17 protein-coding genes are annotated in these 16986 nt (G+C 49.7%); 5 read left to right on the plus strand and 12 right to left on the minus strand.

The window, feature by feature from the left end; genetic code table 11:
- Positions 1-17: 17 nt before the first annotated feature.
- Together ACI955_RS04035 and ACI955_RS04040 are read left to right on the plus strand one after the other, a co-directional pair.
- Positions 18-353 carry a hypothetical protein gene (locus ACI955_RS04035; RefSeq protein ID WP_415242449.1) on the plus strand — a complete coding sequence of 112 codons (336 nt, stop codon included), beginning with the start codon at positions 18-20 and terminating at the stop codon, positions 351-353.
- A complete protein-coding gene (locus tag ACI955_RS04040; protein ID WP_415242450.1) occupies positions 353-1669 on the plus strand; it encodes a class I SAM-dependent RNA methyltransferase in 1317 nt (438 codons plus the stop codon). Before ACI955_RS04035 ends, ACI955_RS04040 begins: the two co-directional genes overlap by 1 nt.
- Positions 1670-1689: 20 nt before the next feature.
- Here the strand turns inward: ACI955_RS04040 and ACI955_RS04045 are convergent, their stop codons facing one another.
- The 12 genes from ACI955_RS04045 to gloB all read right to left on the minus strand — a co-directional run bounded on the left by ACI955_RS04045 (position 1690) and on the right by gloB (position 14922).
- Positions 1690-2562: an LLM class F420-dependent oxidoreductase gene (locus tag ACI955_RS04045; RefSeq protein ID WP_415242451.1), complete on the minus strand. Its 873-nt coding sequence runs from the start codon at positions 2560-2562 to the stop codon at positions 1690-1692.
- Between the two features lie 44 nt (positions 2563-2606).
- On the minus strand, positions 2607-3098 hold the full coding sequence (locus ACI955_RS04050; RefSeq protein ID WP_415242452.1) for a low molecular weight protein-tyrosine-phosphatase: 492 nt from the start codon (positions 3096-3098) through the stop codon (positions 2607-2609).
- A 102-nt stretch (positions 3099-3200) separates the two neighbouring features.
- A complete protein-coding gene (locus ACI955_RS04055) occupies positions 3201-4337 on the minus strand; it encodes a methyltransferase (protein WP_415242453.1) in 1137 nt (378 codons plus the stop codon).
- On the minus strand, positions 4338-5231 hold the full coding sequence (locus tag ACI955_RS04060; protein ID WP_415242454.1) for a tyrosine-protein phosphatase: 894 nt from the start codon (positions 5229-5231) through the stop codon (positions 4338-4340). It lies immediately after the preceding gene.
- A gap of 40 nt (positions 5232-5271) precedes the next feature.
- Complete coding sequence (locus ACI955_RS04065; RefSeq protein WP_415242455.1) at positions 5272-6306, minus strand: AraC family transcriptional regulator; 1035 nt, start codon at positions 6304-6306, stop codon at positions 5272-5274.
- Positions 6307-6501: 195 nt separating this feature from the next.
- Positions 6502-7488, minus strand: a complete 987-nt coding sequence (locus ACI955_RS04070; protein WP_415242456.1) for an ABC transporter ATP-binding protein — start codon at positions 7486-7488, stop codon at positions 6502-6504.
- On the minus strand, positions 7485-8468 hold the full coding sequence (locus ACI955_RS04075; protein WP_415242457.1) for an ABC transporter ATP-binding protein: 984 nt from the start codon (positions 8466-8468) through the stop codon (positions 7485-7487). The genes ACI955_RS04070 and ACI955_RS04075 overlap by 4 nt, the downstream gene beginning before the upstream one ends.
- A complete protein-coding gene (locus ACI955_RS04080) occupies positions 8465-10273 on the minus strand; it encodes an extracellular solute-binding protein (protein WP_415242458.1) in 1809 nt (602 codons plus the stop codon). Before ACI955_RS04080 ends, ACI955_RS04075 begins: the two co-directional genes overlap by 4 nt.
- Positions 10274-10281: 8 nt before the next feature.
- Positions 10282-11328, minus strand: a complete 1047-nt coding sequence (locus ACI955_RS04085; protein ID WP_415242459.1) for an ABC transporter permease — start codon at positions 11326-11328, stop codon at positions 10282-10284.
- Positions 11325-12356 (minus strand): ABC transporter permease subunit, encoded by a 1032-nt coding sequence (locus tag ACI955_RS04090; protein ID WP_415242460.1) that lies wholly within the window; start codon positions 12354-12356, stop codon positions 11325-11327. The genes ACI955_RS04085 and ACI955_RS04090 overlap by 4 nt, the downstream gene beginning before the upstream one ends.
- Before the next feature lie 54 nt (positions 12357-12410).
- The gene (locus ACI955_RS04095; RefSeq protein ID WP_415242461.1) at positions 12411-14117 is read right to left on the minus strand and encodes a LysM peptidoglycan-binding domain-containing protein; all 1707 of its coding nucleotides are present in this window, start codon (positions 14115-14117) and stop codon (positions 12411-12413) included.
- Between the two features lie 25 nt (positions 14118-14142).
- A complete protein-coding gene (gloB, locus tag ACI955_RS04100; RefSeq protein ID WP_415242462.1) occupies positions 14143-14922 on the minus strand; it encodes a hydroxyacylglutathione hydrolase in 780 nt (259 codons plus the stop codon).
- Between the two features lie 83 nt (positions 14923-15005).
- On the opposite strand from gloB, the gene ACI955_RS04105 reads away from it, so the two are divergent.
- The 3 genes from ACI955_RS04105 to dnaQ are packed head-to-tail and all read left to right on the plus strand — an operon-like array spanning position 15006 to position 16955.
- Positions 15006-15803, plus strand: coding sequence for a class I SAM-dependent methyltransferase (locus tag ACI955_RS04105; RefSeq protein WP_415242463.1), 798 nt, complete (start codon positions 15006-15008; stop codon positions 15801-15803).
- Positions 15778-16230, plus strand: a complete 453-nt coding sequence (rnhA, locus tag ACI955_RS04110; protein ID WP_415242464.1) for a ribonuclease HI — start codon at positions 15778-15780, stop codon at positions 16228-16230. The genes ACI955_RS04105 and rnhA overlap by 26 nt, the downstream gene beginning before the upstream one ends.
- Positions 16230-16955: a DNA polymerase III subunit epsilon gene (gene dnaQ, locus ACI955_RS04115; protein WP_415242465.1), complete on the plus strand. Its 726-nt coding sequence runs from the start codon at positions 16230-16232 to the stop codon at positions 16953-16955. The genes rnhA and dnaQ overlap by 1 nt, the downstream gene beginning before the upstream one ends.
- Positions 16956-16986 lie beyond the last annotated feature (31 nt).

Here is a 16986-nt window from a genome sequence, read left to right on the forward strand (position 1 = left end):
AAATACCCGCAAATTCTATGGAATATCGCCCTGTGCGCCCAAATAAATTCCAAGTAAATCGTCAATTGCCTATCGCTTGGCCAATATCAGTCCTAGGAATATCAATCCTACTGAGCGTTATTTTGACTGCTGCAACAGCCCATGCAGATGGCGGTGACGATTTGCCAGTTGTTAAAATGACGCCACAGATTCGAATAGATCAACTTCAAGAGCAGAGCTTTATTGGGCGATCCTGCGAGCAACTTGCCAGCGCAGAGGCCCACACTCCCGCTGAGCAGCGCGAACTAGCGCAGCGTAAGCAAGCGTGTCTTTCCAAGTACCAACAATTTATTCCTAAAAAGGCCCTTAAATAATGGCAAAACACCGCGCCATCAATACCTTTAAACCCGCAAAAAAAATCGCCACTAAACTTAGCTCGCTGCCCATAGAGCTGAAAATTGATAGTTTGGCTGACGATGGCCGTGGGGTTGCGCGCCATGGCAATAAAGTTGTGTTTGTTGCAGATGCCTTGCCGGGCGAAACGGTGTTGGCGAAAGCATCGCGTTTACATAAGCGCTTTGATGAAGCTGAGTTACTAGAGATTATAACTGCTTCAGCGGATCGGGTGGCGCCTATTTGTGCTATTTATGATCAATGCGGAGGCTGCCAGTTACAGCACTTAAATTACCCGAGTCAGCTTGCCTATAAGCGCGCCAAGTTAGATAAAGTTATCATTGCGAATGGTGGCGCTGCCGCAAAGACGGCGATGCTGCAGGCTAGCGACACACAGTATCGTCATCGCGCACGCTTGTCGTATTACAATGGTCAACTCGGCTTTAAGACTAAGTCTAGTCACAATATTGTTGCAGTTGAACAATGCCCGCTATTAGAAAATCGCATCAATACCGCCTTGGCGCAAAACCGGAATTCGATATGCCGCTACTTCGGTGACAAGGCAAAAGGGGAGGTGTCGTTTAGCGCGGATCGCGACGGACGCGTTGGTATACATATTCAGAAAGACGGATTTGTGGATTTAAAACGCAGTGAACAGCTAGCCGCTGATATCGAGGCGCCGGCATTTTTATATAGCGTCACTGGCATCAAAGGCCCAGCTTGGCTTGGCGCAAGTTCACCGCTGTATTATCAAACGCTAGACGCGCTGGCACTGCGCTATCAACCCGGGGACTTCACTCAGGTTAATAGCGCGGTGAACAGGCAGATTATTGATCTATGTTTGGGTTGGCTGGCGCCGCAGCCTGATGAGCAAATAGCCGATTACTTTTGCGGTCTTGGTAATTTTAGCTTGGCCCTGGCAAACGCCGGGGCTCGGGTATCGGGCTTTGATTCTGGCGAAAGTATGATTAGTAGCGCTTCTCAGCAAGCCTTAGACGCGGGTCTGCCGATTGACTATTTCTGTGCGGATCTTTTTGATATAGCTGCGATCACTATCCCGGCAGGCTGTCATAAAGTCATTCTCGACCCGCCGCGCGCCGGCGCGAAAATCTTGTGTGAGCAATTGGCTGCCAATAAAGTCGTCAGCAGTATTGCCTACGTGTCCTGTGATCCGGCGACCTTGGCCCGAGATCTGGCGATTTTATCTGCAGCGGACTTTAGTATTTCACAGGCCACAATGGCCGATATGTTTCCCCATACCCACCATGTAGAAAGTGTGGTTTTCCTAGCACGCTAAAGCGCATGAGCGGGCACCTGTTAGGGATTTACTGCCGCGATATAATCATCCGCATAACGTTTGATCCCGTCTATCTTCTTATCTAAATCCTGGGTGTTGCCGTGGTAGAAGGGCCAAGGTTGGGTCAGGATATGGCTAACACCGCCGTCCTCTAAGCGACGGTAGGCATCGGGAGTGAAGGCATCTGATGGTGTTGCCATTACCGAAAACGGGCGATTTTCGCGGCCGTACTCCCTGCGATACTGCTGTATTTTGGCGATACTGGCTAAGATATCTTCGCTGGTTTGTAAGTCTGTGACCCAGCCATCGCCGATTCTCGCCGCTCGCCGCATGGCCGCGTCGCTGATGCCGCCCACCCAGATGGGGATGTAAGTGCTAGGCGCCGGATTCATTTCTAAGGGTGGGAATTGATAATGTTTACCCTGATATTCGACCATCTCACCCGTCCACAGTAGGCGCATAATTTCGATCATTTCATCAGCGCGCTTACCACGAGTGTGAAAATCTTGCTGCAGCAACTCAAACTCATCCTTTGACCAACCTACACCGATGGCGGGGATAACGCGATTGTCGGAAATAATGGCGGCAGTGCTAATCGCCTTGGCCACCAAAAACGGGTTTCGCATTGGCAGTACAAATATATTGTTGGTGAATTTCAGCTTAGTGGTAATGCTTGCCAGTGCGCCTATCATCACCCAAGGGTCTGGCCAATCGGTAAATGGCTGCCAGCGGCGCTCGCCGTTTTCAGTATAGGGATAAGGCGTGTTGAGTTTTTCTGGATTTACCACATGGTCTGAGAATGACATTGCCTCCCAGCCACAACTATCTGCAGTAATCGCCAATTTTTTTAAGTCAGCGACGCTGCTAAACGACGTCGATATAACAAAGTGCATGGTAGCGTCCTATTATTTTTATGGGCCATGGCAGCGCGCCATGATCAGTGCTTCGCTGCTAAATTGTGTTTTTCACAGATATAATTCAGTAGGCCGCTTGCGGCATTTTCAATTTGCGCAATAACCTGATCAAAGGCAGCATCATCGTCATAGTAAGGATCTGCAACCTGGGTATTGCCAGCGTGGCCACAATAATCCATCAATAGCTTTATCTCACCTTGGTAGCCAACCGGTGCCCATGCAGTCACATTGGTCAGATTCATGCGGTCCATTGCGACCACATAATCAGCCCGCTCATAGTCGCCGTCATCGATTTGTCGGGCTATTTGATTGTCAATCCGGTAGCCACGCTTTAGTGAAGCCGCCGATGATCGAGAATCCGGTGATTTGCCGATATTAAATGCGGCGGTACCGCAGGAATCGACAGTGATCAAAGTGTTTAACCCGGTGTTTTGTAGCAAGTGCTCAAATACACCTTGGGCCGCGGGCGAACGGCAGATATTACCCAGGCAAACAAAAACAACATGAATTGGCATTACAATACAGGCGATCCAAATAGCAAATTTATGCCGTTAAAATAGCACTCATACGATAATGCTACATCATCCATTTGGTGGGTTGGGTATTAAAATAAGTAATTAGCGGTGGGCCAACAGAACCACAAATTTAGGGTTGGAATCAATAATGTTACAGCGCCCAAAAAGTTTTTTGAGAATGTGGTGGTAGCCCAAATGCCGATTGCCAACCACGCATAGGCGGCCGTTTGGCGCTAAGTGTTTTAGGCTGTCGCGAAACATAGCTTGGGCAATGTGATCGCCAACATGGTGGTCCTGATGAAACGGCGGATTACACAGAATCAAATCGAATGGCTCACCGTGATAATTTGATAGGCAGTCATCGGCGTTGAAGGTGCAACTGGATTCAATGTTGGGTTTTCGTGAATTTGCCTGAACTGTTCGGCGCGCGGAATCGATGGCTAGAAAAGAGTCATCGAAGAAGTGAAGCTCGGCTTCAGGCCATATAACCTGCGCGTAAACACCTAGTAAGCCATTTCCGCAGGCTAAATCTGCGACCCGCGTTGGAGCGGCTAAGGTATCCATAGCGCGCAGCATTATGCGGCTACCTTGGTCTAGCTTGTCACGGGAAAAAACGTTAGCTCGGTTGTGCAGCGTTAAGCCTAACTCTGGAAGTTCGACGATCTTGCAGTCATCGTCAAATGCGCTAGTGTGCGACGCACTTTGCAACTCGATCAAACGGGCCTTTTTACGCGCCAAGCTGGGTCCGCTTGGGGCTAAATACTTGTTAAATGTGGCTACCACATTTTGATCAATATGGCGCGCCATTGCGGCGCCAATAAACTGCTCGGGGCGGCTGAACAGGGGTGCCAAGTGTTGCAATTGATATTGCAGCAAGGATCGCGCTTTCGGAAGTTTGTATAAAATATAATCAAAACTTCCCTGTGGTATATCACTTGCGGGAATAAATTCTGGCGCCACAAGCTGATTGCGTGCGCAGTTTTCATTCGCAGAGAGTTGGCTGATAGCGGAGTCCGCCCAAAGCGTGCAGCGGTATGTGGATAGGGCCGCAGATAAGCTACCTTGGCTGTCATTTACAATCAGAATGCGGCTGTCGGCTGCGATGTTCTGGCTAGCAAGATGCTGCAGTAAATACTCGTCTGCGGCGTCCCATGGCTGAAGTGTTTCGCGGTCTCGATGGGGGCGGCGACTAAGTTGCAGGCTAGCAAATGGCGTGTCGAACTGGGCAAGCTGCGGCATCTAAACGTCGCTTACCGGCTCAAGCAATAGGGCTTGCAACGTTAAACGTTGGCTTTGAGCAAAGCCCAAGGCGGTCTCGATGTAATTATCGATGTCACCGTATTCCTCTTCAATCGCTTTAAAAGCTTCACCCAAGTAATGAGCCTGCACAGTAAAAAGGGTGCGAATAACGTCTTGATTTACCTGGTGCATGGTTTTTTCGTACACGTAATGCACAATGCTATCCACTCTTGCCGCGGTGTAGGTGTTGGTGGCGAGATAGTCCTGCAAGATAGTTTCCTGCGGCACGCCGAGAATACTTAGCAGCAAGGCGGCGCCAAAGCCGGTTCTATCTTTGCCGGCAGTGCAGTGGAATACCTGAGGGTAGCTGTCTTCGTACAACAGCGCTTGCAGCCATTGTCGATAAATAGGCGTAAAGCGTTCAACCATTTCCCGGTTAGCTTCGATTAAAAAGTGTGCCATATCATCGGCGGTGGCATTGTCTTCTTGCAGTCGTAGGGTGATGCGCTCTATCTGCGCCGCGTCCACGGTAATAGGCAACTCCTTAACCGTGATACCGCCATTGAGGGGGAGCTTGTTGGGCGAGTCCCGGCGTTCTTCATCGGATCGGAAATCGCTGACTTGGCTGACGCCTAAACGCAAAATAAAATCTTGATCTTGCTCAGAGAGCGATGAGAGTTTGTCGGAGCGATAAACGCGGCCCCACTTAAGCTGGCGTTTGTCGGCGGTGCGATAGCCGCCTAGATCGCGGAAATTATGCATGCGGTCAAACGTCAATTTACGCGCTGCTTCCCGCTCAGATTCCGGCAGCAAGGCGGGTATGACACGAGTTTTTGCCGGTATGGAATCGGCATCCGCGTACGGTGTTGCGTGAATTAAATCTATAGTATTCATCGTCTTAAGCTTGCTACCTTTTGTGATGTCTAGATTGAGATCACGTTTTATCAATGTTCATATGAGGTTGGCGGCTGGCGCGATACTCGCCGGGAGTCATTCCCGTCCATTTCTTAAAAGAGCGGTGAAACGCGCTGGGCTCATCAAAGCCAAGCAGCGCGGATACCGCGTTCACTTTAAGCTCCGGTTGATTAAGCCATCGGGTCGCGTGTTCTTGACGCAGCTCATCCTTAAATCTTTGGTAGGTCGTGTCGAGGTCTTTTAAGCGCCGGCGCAAGGTTCTTACCGACATATTTAATTGCTCAGCCATGACCACCACACTGGGAAATTCATGACTTAGATCGCTGCCGACGATGCGCTTCATTTGTGATAGCAGTGAACTGTCGTCGTCTTCCTGTGATACCAATAAATGGTAGGGCGCGTTGCGAAGAAATTTTTGCAGCGACTCTTCGGTGTGAATCAGTGGGCAGTCTAAGCAGTATTCCGCGAGTAAAAAGGCATTGTGATCGCAAGCAAAGCGGACTTCACAGCCAAACAATTGCTCAAAATATTCCGCGCTTTCCGGCGCCTCGCCTTGGAAATGGACGGCGATTAATTCAAGTGGCTTGCCTATTAACCACTGGCAGAAACGCCGCCAGATCGCCATGGTATGAGCCATCGTGGTAATAGACGCATTCGTGTCGCTCACCAGCCCGACATTCTCCGGGAAGCGGTAGAGTGCCGTGCCATCCCCCAAACGCTCTATGGGCCGTCTATTGCTATTTGATGTTTCGGTGAGAGTATGACAAAAGTTGATAAATTCGGCGGCTCGGCGCAAAGCTTGTTCTAAGGTTTCACAGTGGATGATAAACAAGCACAGCATTCTAAAGCTGCCGGCTGGAGTCCGATGGTCTAAGCCTAAGCCGAAGGATTCATCTTGCAATAGCCACATCACGCGGCGGTATATTTTGCTGTAGTAGCGGCCGTCAATCAAAGAATCCAAATCTGCATTCGGCGCGAGTGGGTCAATGGGTAAATTCAGCGACCGCAATAAATCTTCGCCGTTATAGCCCTGAGCTTCGGCAACCTGGAGCATGCTGCGCGCATATTTTAGCGGGACACAATCTTTGTGTGAGGGGTGGATGTTACGCACGCTAAACCTTAAGTCTATGAATGGGTTACACAGATCCCCAAAAAGAAACCCGCATATTTGAACTACTGTACTGACGCGGAAGAGTTTACCGCGTATTGACGGCAAGAAGGACCTTATGCGCCGCGATATTTCGCCGGTTTAACCTGGGCTTGCGCTGAGACTCTCCCAGAAATGGCAGCCAGTAAAATGCTCGCCATCCTCTGCACGCAGCAATGGCGGATCACTTTTGCATTTTGCCTGCGCGAAGGCGCAGCGCGTGTGAAAACGACAACCAGGCGGTGGTGCCATAGGAGAGGGTATATCGCCGCCAATTTGGCTAACATCCTCGGCTAAGCTGCCTAGTTTTGGTATGGCTGCCAGTAGACCTTGGGTATAGGGATGGCGGGCCTGGCGATAAATACTCTGGGCGTCGCCAATTTCGACAATCTGGCCTAAATACATCACAGCGATGCGGTCACTCATGTGCCGAACCACACCCAAGTCATGAGAAATAAATAACATACTGAGCTTGAGTTCACGCTGTATTTCTAACAGTAAATTCAAAATTTGTGCTTGCACCGATACGTCTAATGCAGAAACCGCCTCATCGCATATTAAGACACTTGGGTTCAGCGCGATGGCTCTGGCAATACCAATACGCTGGCGCTGGCCGCCAGAGAACTCATGGGGGTATTTACTGTTCGCTGAACTTGGTAAACCGACTAAATTGAGGAGTTCTGCTACGCGCCGGCGTCGACTCTCGCGATCACCAATGCCGTGGATAAGCAGTGGTTCTTCAATAATAGTAGCGACGGTGTGGCGGCTATTTAGGGATTCAAAAGGATCTTGAAAGATCATTTGTAAAGAGCGCCGGTATGCCCGCATGGATCGGTCTGAAAGACCGGCAATATCTTTGCCCTGATAGATAACGCGGCCGGCGGTTGGGCGGTGCAGATTCAATATCGCTTTGCCTAAACTACTTTTGCCGCAGCCAGACTCACCAACCAGACCGAGTGTTTCCCCAGCATTTAGTTGAAAGCTGACATTGTCGACAGCCCGAACCACGGCGCGCTCGCGGCCGAAAATACCACTGCGCTGAGAAAAATGGAGCTGCAGGTCTTGAACATCAAGAATGAGCTCACTCATTGCGCGATCTCCTGCCACCGATGGCAGGCTACCATAGTTGAGTCGCGCGTTTTGTCCTGCGGCGGGACTTCGCGATGGCAGATATCGGCAACATGGCGACAGCGATTTGCAAAGCGGCAACCCGTGGGCATATTTTCTATGGCTGGCACTTGGCCTCCGAGCGCATATAAGGCCGACTTAGGTGGATGGTTAACGCCTGGCAGCGCTGCAATCAAGCTCTTAGTATACGGGTGACGGGGGGTTGCAAAGACGTACTGTGCAGGCCCGTACTCGGCGATCTTTCCTGCGTACATCACCGCAATATGATCACTCACCTGAGAAACTAAGGCGAGGTCGTGAGTAATGAATAACATGGCCATACCATTTTTTGCCTGCAAGCCTTTTAACAGTCGAACGATTTGGGCTTGAATTGTCACGTCTAAGGCGGTCGTAGGTTCATCTGCTATCAATAAATCGGGCTCGCAAGCCAGCGCCATGGCAATCATCACCCGCTGTCGCATACCGCCGGAAAGCTGGTGGGGATAAGCTGATAGTCTTTCTTCGGGCGCCGGTATCCCGACTTCGCGCAAAAGTGATAACACGCGGTCGCGATGGATTTGGCGAGACATGGCGGGGAAGTGAATACCGAGTACTTCGATAATTTGCTGCGCCACGGTTTGCACCGGGTTTAATGCTGTCATTGGGTCTTGAAATATTACCGCGATATTCTTGCCGCGAATTTTTCGGAGGCGGGCAGGGGTCGCCGCGCTGATGTCCTCATTATTAAATAATATCCGCCCCTTGCTGCGCATAGCCTGAGGTTTTGGCAATAAATCTAGAATAGACATGGCGGTAAGACTTTTACCGCAGCCAGATTCGCCAACCAGCCCCAAGGTTTCACCGGCGCCGATATCAAAGGATATTGAGCTGACGAGTTCGCGGGGTACGCCATCGTCCCCTCGTATGGCGACCGACAGGTCTTGTACCGACAGTAAACTCATGGCGACACCATCCAGGTCTTATCTATAATCATCACTTTCGGCAGTGCCTGGTCATCTGCTTTGGCATCTAATGTGACTTGTTGTTCATCCGCATCAATCCAAAAAAGCCCGCCGCTGCCACCTAAGGGGTCAAATAAAACATCACTGGTGCGGGTGCCGTGGTTTGGCGGCAGCTTTATCCAGCGCCAAAAAGCTTCGCGGGTATACGGGACTTTAAAGGTGGGAATAAATGAGCCTTGGTCGTGAACCATTTGCTCGAGTTCATGGGCTAATTGAACCCTAGTCGTTTTTTCTGTTGCAGTCCGGTAAGCCATAATTTTTGCGTCTAGGGCTTTATTGTCGGTATTGGTGACATTGTTGGTTTGCGGTTTATGGGCATTATCTGAATGATAAAATTCCCAGTAGCGCGGAGATAAGCCACCGCCAGACCACCCCATCCACGCCGCCTGATGTTTGTTCTCCATAATTTGTTTGAATGCCGCGGAGGCATCCAGTAATTGTAATTGAAAGTCGATACCGGCTTTACGGGCTTCTTGAGCCAGGATAACCAAGCGGTCACTGTGGCCGCTGTTGTAATAGGTGATACGAATGCTCAAGGACTGGCCGTCTTTAACGCGAATACCGTCGCTGCCGCGCTCGCTCCAACCGGCTTTGTCGAGGTAATTAGCTGCTGTCTTTAAATCAAAGCTGCGGGCACGGATTATGGTGTTGCTGTAGTCGCCATAGCCATCATGCGCTGTTTGCAGTCGTTCATAATCGCCGTGTAATACTGTGTTTATGACCTTATCCACATTGAGGGCGTGGGCAATGGCATAGCGCACATTGATGTCGTCCAGGGGCGTCGCATCTTCATTTAAAAACAAGCCACTAATGGGTTGTGGTACATCGTTATAAAATTTTATTTTACCCACGTAGCCGTTTTCGTAAATATCGCCCTGTGCTTTTTTATGCCAGAAACGCGGCATCAATAAGGGGAATGTATCGAGTTGACCTTTGCGGAAGTACTGATAGGCAATGTTCAGGTCGCGTATAAGCTTTACGCGGATATGGTCTGGGTTATAGCGATGTTTGAAGTAGTGCTTGTTGTTGGCCCACCAGTCCTTTTTTCTAGTGAACTCCACATATTTACCTTTTCGAATTTCGCTAATCAGGTAGGGGCCGGTATTTGGCGCGACGCGCCAGTTGGATTCCCGCACCCAATTTTCGTCCAAGGTATGAAAATGTCGGGGCACGGGTGACACGCTGTATTCAAAGAGCATTTCGTCTTCGGGTTTGGGCGTTGCGCCCTCGATGCCAATGGTATAGTCATCGTATTTGACTAGGCCGGTGATGATTTCGCTAAAATAGTTGTTATACCAAGGTGCCAAAATGTATTTGGAGCGCATGAACTCCAAGCCGAAAACGTAGTCGTCGGCGGTCACGGGAGTGCCGTCAGACCAGCGCGCATCGGGATCTAAACGAAAATAGATACTGTGGCCGTCGCTGCCGAGCGCCCAGTGGCTTGCCAATTCAGGGATAGGTTTAAGCGTGTTGGGATGGATGCCCACCAAACTTAAATTATTCGCGCGCATATACCCTGCAAAGCTGCCATTTGAATCTGGACCAACCAAGCGCAGGGTTAGCGGGAAGGTAGTGACAAAGGTGCGGAAGCGACCGCCGCGTTGTGCTGTCGGGTCTGCAAAAATCGGGTCGCTTACATTTGTCTGCCACACCAAGTCAACGGGCAGATTATCCGGCAGTGCGTGCACGCTCAGACTGAATACTGCTATCGCGTTGATAAGAAAAAATAGTACTAACTTACGCATAATAAGACTTATTCATAAAAGCTGAATTTTCTAGGATCATAGGCATCGCGTATGGCTTCGCCAATGTAGGCGACCAACATCAAGATAACGGTCATCGCAACCACAACCGAGCCCACCAACCACAATGATTCTAAATTTTCGGTGCCTTGCTTTAGCAGTTCTCCCCAGCTGGAAATCGGCGGTGGTAGGCCAAATCCTAAATAGTCTAAGGCCGTTAGCGAGGTGATACCTGAGGCAACCGAAAAGGGTACAAACGTCACTAACGTAGACACGCTATTTGGGAGTATGTGCCGAAATACGATTCTCGGTCCTGAGGCCCCTAAGGCGCGGGCGGCCATAACGTAATCTCGAGCCACTTCTTTATAGGTCGCGGTGCGCATATACCAGGTCATACTAGTCCATCCGAAAAAAGCCATAATAAATAGCAATGTCCAGAATCCTGGGGTAATAACCGAGGCCACAATCATAATTACGTAGAGGAAAGGGATATTCGACCAGATCTCAATAATCCGTTGAAAGATAAGGTCAAAAGCACCGCCCCAAAAGCCCATCATGCAGCCAATAGCGACACCGACGGCGTAGTTGAATATCAGCAGCAACAAGGAGAAGGTAATCGCAGTTCGAAAGCCGTAAATCAGACGCGCAGCCACATCTCTGCCACTGGTGTCGGTACCCAAATAATGGCGGGTATTGAGCGATGGAGAGTGCGGGGGAAAATCCCCGGCGATTAAATCTGTTTCTAAGGGACTAAAAGGAATTGGGGGCATTAGCACCCAGCTGTTATCGGAATTTGTGAGGCTGTCTTTAAGATCGCGATAGTTTACTTCGTAGTTGTAATCTAGGTCGAAATCCTTGCCTGCAATCACATCACCATAAATAGGGAAGTGCCATTCACCTTGGTAGACGACAATTAGAGCGCGATTATTGGCCAGCATTTCTGCGCCAAAACTGCACAGCGTAAGGACAAGTAATATCCACGCTGAGTAATAGCCTCGACGAGATTGACGAAAGCGCTGCCAACGTTTTTGGGCGACCGGGTTTTTAAAAGCACTCATGCGTCACTCCGCCCGCCGAAGCGAATCCGTGGATCGACCAAGGCGACGCAGATATCCGACAAAATGTTGCCAAGCAGATACAGCAGCGATGAAATCACCAATATGCCCATTACAATCGGGTAGTCACGTTCGATAATGGCCTCGTAGCCGAGCAGCCCAATACCATCGATATTGAATATGGTTTCAATCAAAAATGAGCCACCGAGCAGCAGAGAAATATTGTTACCAAACGATGTGGCCACGGGAATCAGGCTATTGCGAAGCGCATGACCGCGAACGCTTTCGGCGCGGCTTAAGCCTTTAGCGCTGGCAGTGCGCATATAATCTGCCGACAAATTGTCCATCAGCGAATTTTTCATCATTAGAGTGGTGACGGCGAAACTGCCGGCTAGGTAAGCGATTAGCGGCAATACCGAGTGCATAAAGATGTCTGAGGCTTTGCCCCAGGTGCTGAGCTCGTCGTGATTGTCACTCACAAAACCGCCCAGAGGGAATATATCCCAATAGCCGGCAAACAATGAGATTAGGGCAATGCCGATAACATAACTGGGTAGGGCGTAGCCTAAAAAAACCACCGCCGACGACCAGCTATCTAAGGCACTGCCATGGTACATGCCTTTAGCTAGGCCAAGTGGAATACACACCAAGTAGGTCAGTACTAGGGTAGTGAGGCCGTAGTAGATTGAGATTGGGAAACGTTCTTTGATAATTTGCCAAACAGGATCTTGATAGCGGGTAGAAAGACCCAGGTCAAAGGAGACTACCTTTTTTAGCCAAATTACGTAGCTGCTAAGCATTGGTTTATCAAAACCGTAGTAGCGCTTAAGCTCTTCCATTTGTTCATCGGACAGCGTGCCGCCACCCTGGCTGCGCTGCAAGGAACCCGTTTCACCACCGAACTGAATTTGCGTCATCAGACGTTCAATCGGACCACCGGGAACAACGCGGGTAATGGCAAATACCAATAAAGTAATGCCGATAAAGGTGGGGATAATTAGTAAAAAACGGCGAACGAAATAGCCTGTCATAAACGCGTTCAAAACCTTGGCAAAGCGAAGAGGCTATACTATATCAAAACGCCGTTAAAGATCTGCGCGAGTGATATCAACATATAATGTTAAAGATTGACCGGGGCGCAAATACTGACTGGTTTTAATGGAGTTCCACTCCACGATATCGCGGATGCGCAGATTAAATCGACTGGCGATAAGTGCCAGCGAGTCGCCATTTCTGACCTTGTAGCCTACCTTGCGAATAATGCCCTTGGCAGATTGCTGCGGCGCCTTTCCCCACACCACTAACTTCTGACCGGGCTTGATAATAGAATTCGAGGCCAGTTTATTCCAAGTAAGTATCTTTTTACTGCTTACCCCGTAGTTTTTAGCAATACCACTGACGGTGTCGCCGCTACGCACTTTGTACTCTATACGAGAGGCTTCTGATGAGGCTAAACCCTGACTGACGCCTTTGTGTGGTGAGACACCATTGCCGGCGTCAGGGATAAGTAAAACATGGCCAATTTTTAAAATGTCATTATCAAGCTGATTGCTGGCCCGCAGCGTGGCAACGTCAACATGATGACGGCGCGCAATAGTCACTAAATTGTCGCCGGCTTGTATTTTATACTGCTGCCAGCGCAAGCGATCACGTGGCGGTATTTTGGCTAGGCGCGAGGCAAATGTTTTTGCTTTTGCCTGCGGAATTAGTAATCGGTGCGGTCCCTCTGGTGCGGTTACCCAGCGATTAAAACCTGGGTTCAGACGGTATAGCTCATCAACACTTATGTCTGCTAATTTAGCGGCTTGCGCTAGGTCAAGCTGGCTGCCGGTGTTCACCGCGATAAAGTGCGGCTCATTTGCTACTGGAGGAAGCGTGAGGTTGTAGGATGCCGGGTTTTTGAAAATCTTAACCAGTGCCAGCATCTTGGGAATATAGTTTTTGGTTTCTTTGGGGAGCCTCAAAGACCAGAAATCGGTTGGCAGCCCCTTTTTCTTATTGCGGATAATCGCTTTATTCACTGTGCCTGCGCCAGCATTATATGCGGCCAATGTCAGCAACCAATCGCCATCGAAGCGACGGTTTAGATCAGTGAGATAGTCAAGTGCCGAGTCTGTGGCAGTGATAACGTCACGACGGCCGTCATACCACCAATTTTGGTCTATCCCCAGATGCTTGGCAGTATTGGGTACAAACTGCCATAAGCCCGAGGCGCGTCCATGTGAATAGGCGAAAGGGTCAAAGGCACTTTCTACAAAGGGCAATAAGGCCAAGTCGCTGGGTAGGCCTCGCTCTTCGATATTTTCAATGATGTAGTAGAGATAGCGCGCTGCGCGTTTACTAATCTTGGCGAGGTAATAGGAATGCTCTGCATACCATTCTTCTCGGTCCTCAACATCGGCGTGCCCGGCGAGGGCATCAAACTGCAGCTCGGACGCTAAGCGAGGCCATAATTGTTGATATTGCTTGGTGGTTTGTGGCGTCTCGCGAGATGCTTCGGTTTTTGCCTCGGCGCTATGCTTTGCTGCCTTGGCGGTCTGCAACTTGGACTGGGACTTAAACTTGAGGCCATCACGTATTTGTTTTGCAGAGTCACTGCTCGCGTAGTCTCGTTTTACCACCTCTTGATACCGACAGAGTTCGCTACTGCGGTTTTCTACTCGATCACAGAACAGGGTGGTATTTTTGTGGCGCGCACCGTATTGATGCGGTGTTTGGGCGCAGGCTACCAGTAGCGGTATTAGCAACGCGCCAAAGGTGAACTTATTGAAGGGGCTATAGAGAGTTGTCATTATAAAATATAGTCGCTAGTGTCATTTAAAAGTCATCCTTCCAAGCACGTAAACTAGCGAAAATATCGTTTTGATTCCAATACTTAAGTGCCGCGTGCGTCGCAACTTGTTGTTGGACGGTAGCATTATCCGTTCGCAAGAATGGATTTGTTAGCAATTCGAGTGCCAGCTTAGAAGGGACTGTGGGTAAATTTGCTTGTCGTCGAGCTTGGGTGTCTTCCAAACGTGAAAGCAAATCGCGGTTTTCGGGGTCGACAACGCAGGCAAAGCGCAGATTGCTCAGGGTGTACTCATGTGCGCAGTACACCTCGGTGTCTGCCGCTAGGGCTTGGATCAGCCCAAGCGAGTTGAGCATTTGTTTTGGCGTACCCTCAAACAGACGCCCGCAACCGCCGGCAAAGAGGGTGTCACCGCAAAATAGAGCTGGGCCAGATGGCGACGTCTCAAGATAGTAAGCAATATGATCTAGGGTATGCCCAGGCACGGCAAACACCCGAAATGATAGGTCTAGAAGGGTAATTGTGTCATCGTGTTTAAGGCGCTGAGTGATACTTTTACATTGATTTTCCGGGCCGTAAACTGGAGTATTGTGGTAGCGTTCGCAGAGCAACTCTATGCCATTGACGTGGTCGTAGTGATGATGCGTAATAATGATGGCCGAGAGGCTTAAGCCGTTTTCGTCTAAATACTTTAGTACCGGCGCAGCGTCGCCTGGATCGACAATAATTGCCTTTCCTTCGTGTGCGACACACCAAATATAGTTGTCGCTGAATGCAGAAATGGGTGATATTGACAGCATAATCATTATTTTAATTTTCGGCAGAGCAGCATAAACATTCCAGAGTCTCCCTGCAATAGGTGTCGCTGGGGGCTCAGTAGGGGAAAAGCATGGCATATTGGCGTACTAAACACTCACCTGAAGTCCTTTTGCCAGCCTTGCGGCACTGGTTTCAGGGTCCAGTTGGAAGAACGGTATTAGCTGAAGAGCGGCCATTAATTGCTGACGCGATTAGTGATGCATCGACTGCAAAATACAATCTATTAAACTTGAGCGTAATACCGGAGCGCTGCCCGATCGCCAGTGACGTATTCCAACGTCAATTTTGTCTGGGTGGAATGCAGCATTATGGGCTGAGCCAAGTGCTCGATGTACTATGCGATTTTGAGCACCTACCGGTGGCCAGCGAATCACAAGATGTTGTTGTCTTACATCATTTACTAGAGTTTGTAGATAATCCTCATAAAGTGCTCCGTGAAGTGGAACGTGTCATCGTTCCTCACGGTAAAGTGGTCATCTGTGGGATCAACCCTTATTCTTTTTTGGCAATGCGCGGAGTGCTTGGCCGTATTAAAGGCAGCCCAATGTGGCAAAATCATCGATTGCCAATCCACCGCTTACAAGACTGGCTGTCGCTGCTAGGCTTTGAGGTCAGTGTGGTGGAGTATGGCTTTCATCGCCTGCCGGTAAGTAGTCCGAGTTATTTCATGTCTCATAAGCCAGCCGCAAAAAATTTACCTATGGGTGGTGTTTTTATCCTTAGCGCGACAAAATACCGCGCTCCGTTAAGTCCCTCGGCACAAAGTTTAGCTCGTCGGGCAAAAATTCTCCGTCATCCTCGGATGGCAGGAGCAACCCGAACCATAAAATCACGAGCAGATTATGAACAAAGTCCCAGAGAAAGTTGAAATCTTTACCGATGGCGCCTGCCGCGGTAATCCAGGCCCCGGTGGATGGGGTGCGTTAATGCGGTACCAGGGAAAAGAGAGTAATTTGTTCGGCGGTGAAGCAGCCACCACTAACAACCGGATGGAATTGATGGCAGCGATTGAAGGCTTGCGGGCATTGAAACGTCCCTGCGAGGTAGCTGTAACCACAGATTCCCAATACGTGCGGCTCGGGATCACTGAGTGGATGGTGAACTGGAAAAAGCGTGGTTGGAAAACAGCGGCTAAAAAACCGGTTAAAAACGCCGACTTGTGGCAGCAACTAGATGCTGCGACCCAAGGGCACAATATTGAATGGCACTGGGTGAAAGGGCATAGCGGCCACCGTGAAAACGATATTGCCGATATGCTCGCCAATCGCGGCATTGATGAATTAGAGAAAGCCTAATGAGACAAATAGTACTGGATACCGAAACCACCGGCCTAGATCATGCTTCCGGGCATCGTATTATTGAAATTGGCTGCGTAGAGCTAGTCAATCGAAGGTTAACAGGACGTCATTACCACCAATATATAAACCCAGAGCGAGAGATCGATGCGGGCGCTATAGAAGTGCACGGTATCACTAACGAGATGCTCACAGATAAGCCTCGGTTTGCGCAAGTAGCCGATGAGTTTTTTGATTTCATTAGCGGCGCCGAGCTTGTTATCCATAACGCACCCTTTGATTTAGGCTTTGTCGATGCGGAATTTGCATTGTTACGGCGCAAAACGCCAAAGATAAATACCATTTGCGGGGTGATCGATACCCTTATTATGGCTCGCCAAAAGCACCCGGGGCAGCGCAATAGTCTCGATGCATTGTGTCAGCGCTACTACGTCGATAATTCTCAGCGGGATTTGCATGGCGCATTGTTAGATGCAGAGATTCTTGCTGACGTCTATTTAATGATGACCGGCGGTCAAACCGCGCTGGCCCTGGCCGGTGATGATGGCTCGCAGCAGAACGAAGGCGGGGCGGCCAGCGATCACCGCCGTTTAGACAGCTCTCCGAGAAGCTTGCGCGTCATTCGTGCCAACACAGAGGAGCTGGTTTTACATCAAAAACAATTAGCCGAAGTCGCTAAAGCCAGTGACGGCAATTGTGTTTGGCAGCGGCCACCGCAAGAGTAATTTAAAGCCATTAGAGCGGCTTGGCGTCATA

It is taken from the genome of Zhongshania sp., from assembly GCF_047636175.1.
Classification (GTDB): Bacteria; Pseudomonadota; Gammaproteobacteria; order Pseudomonadales; family Spongiibacteraceae; genus Spongiibacter.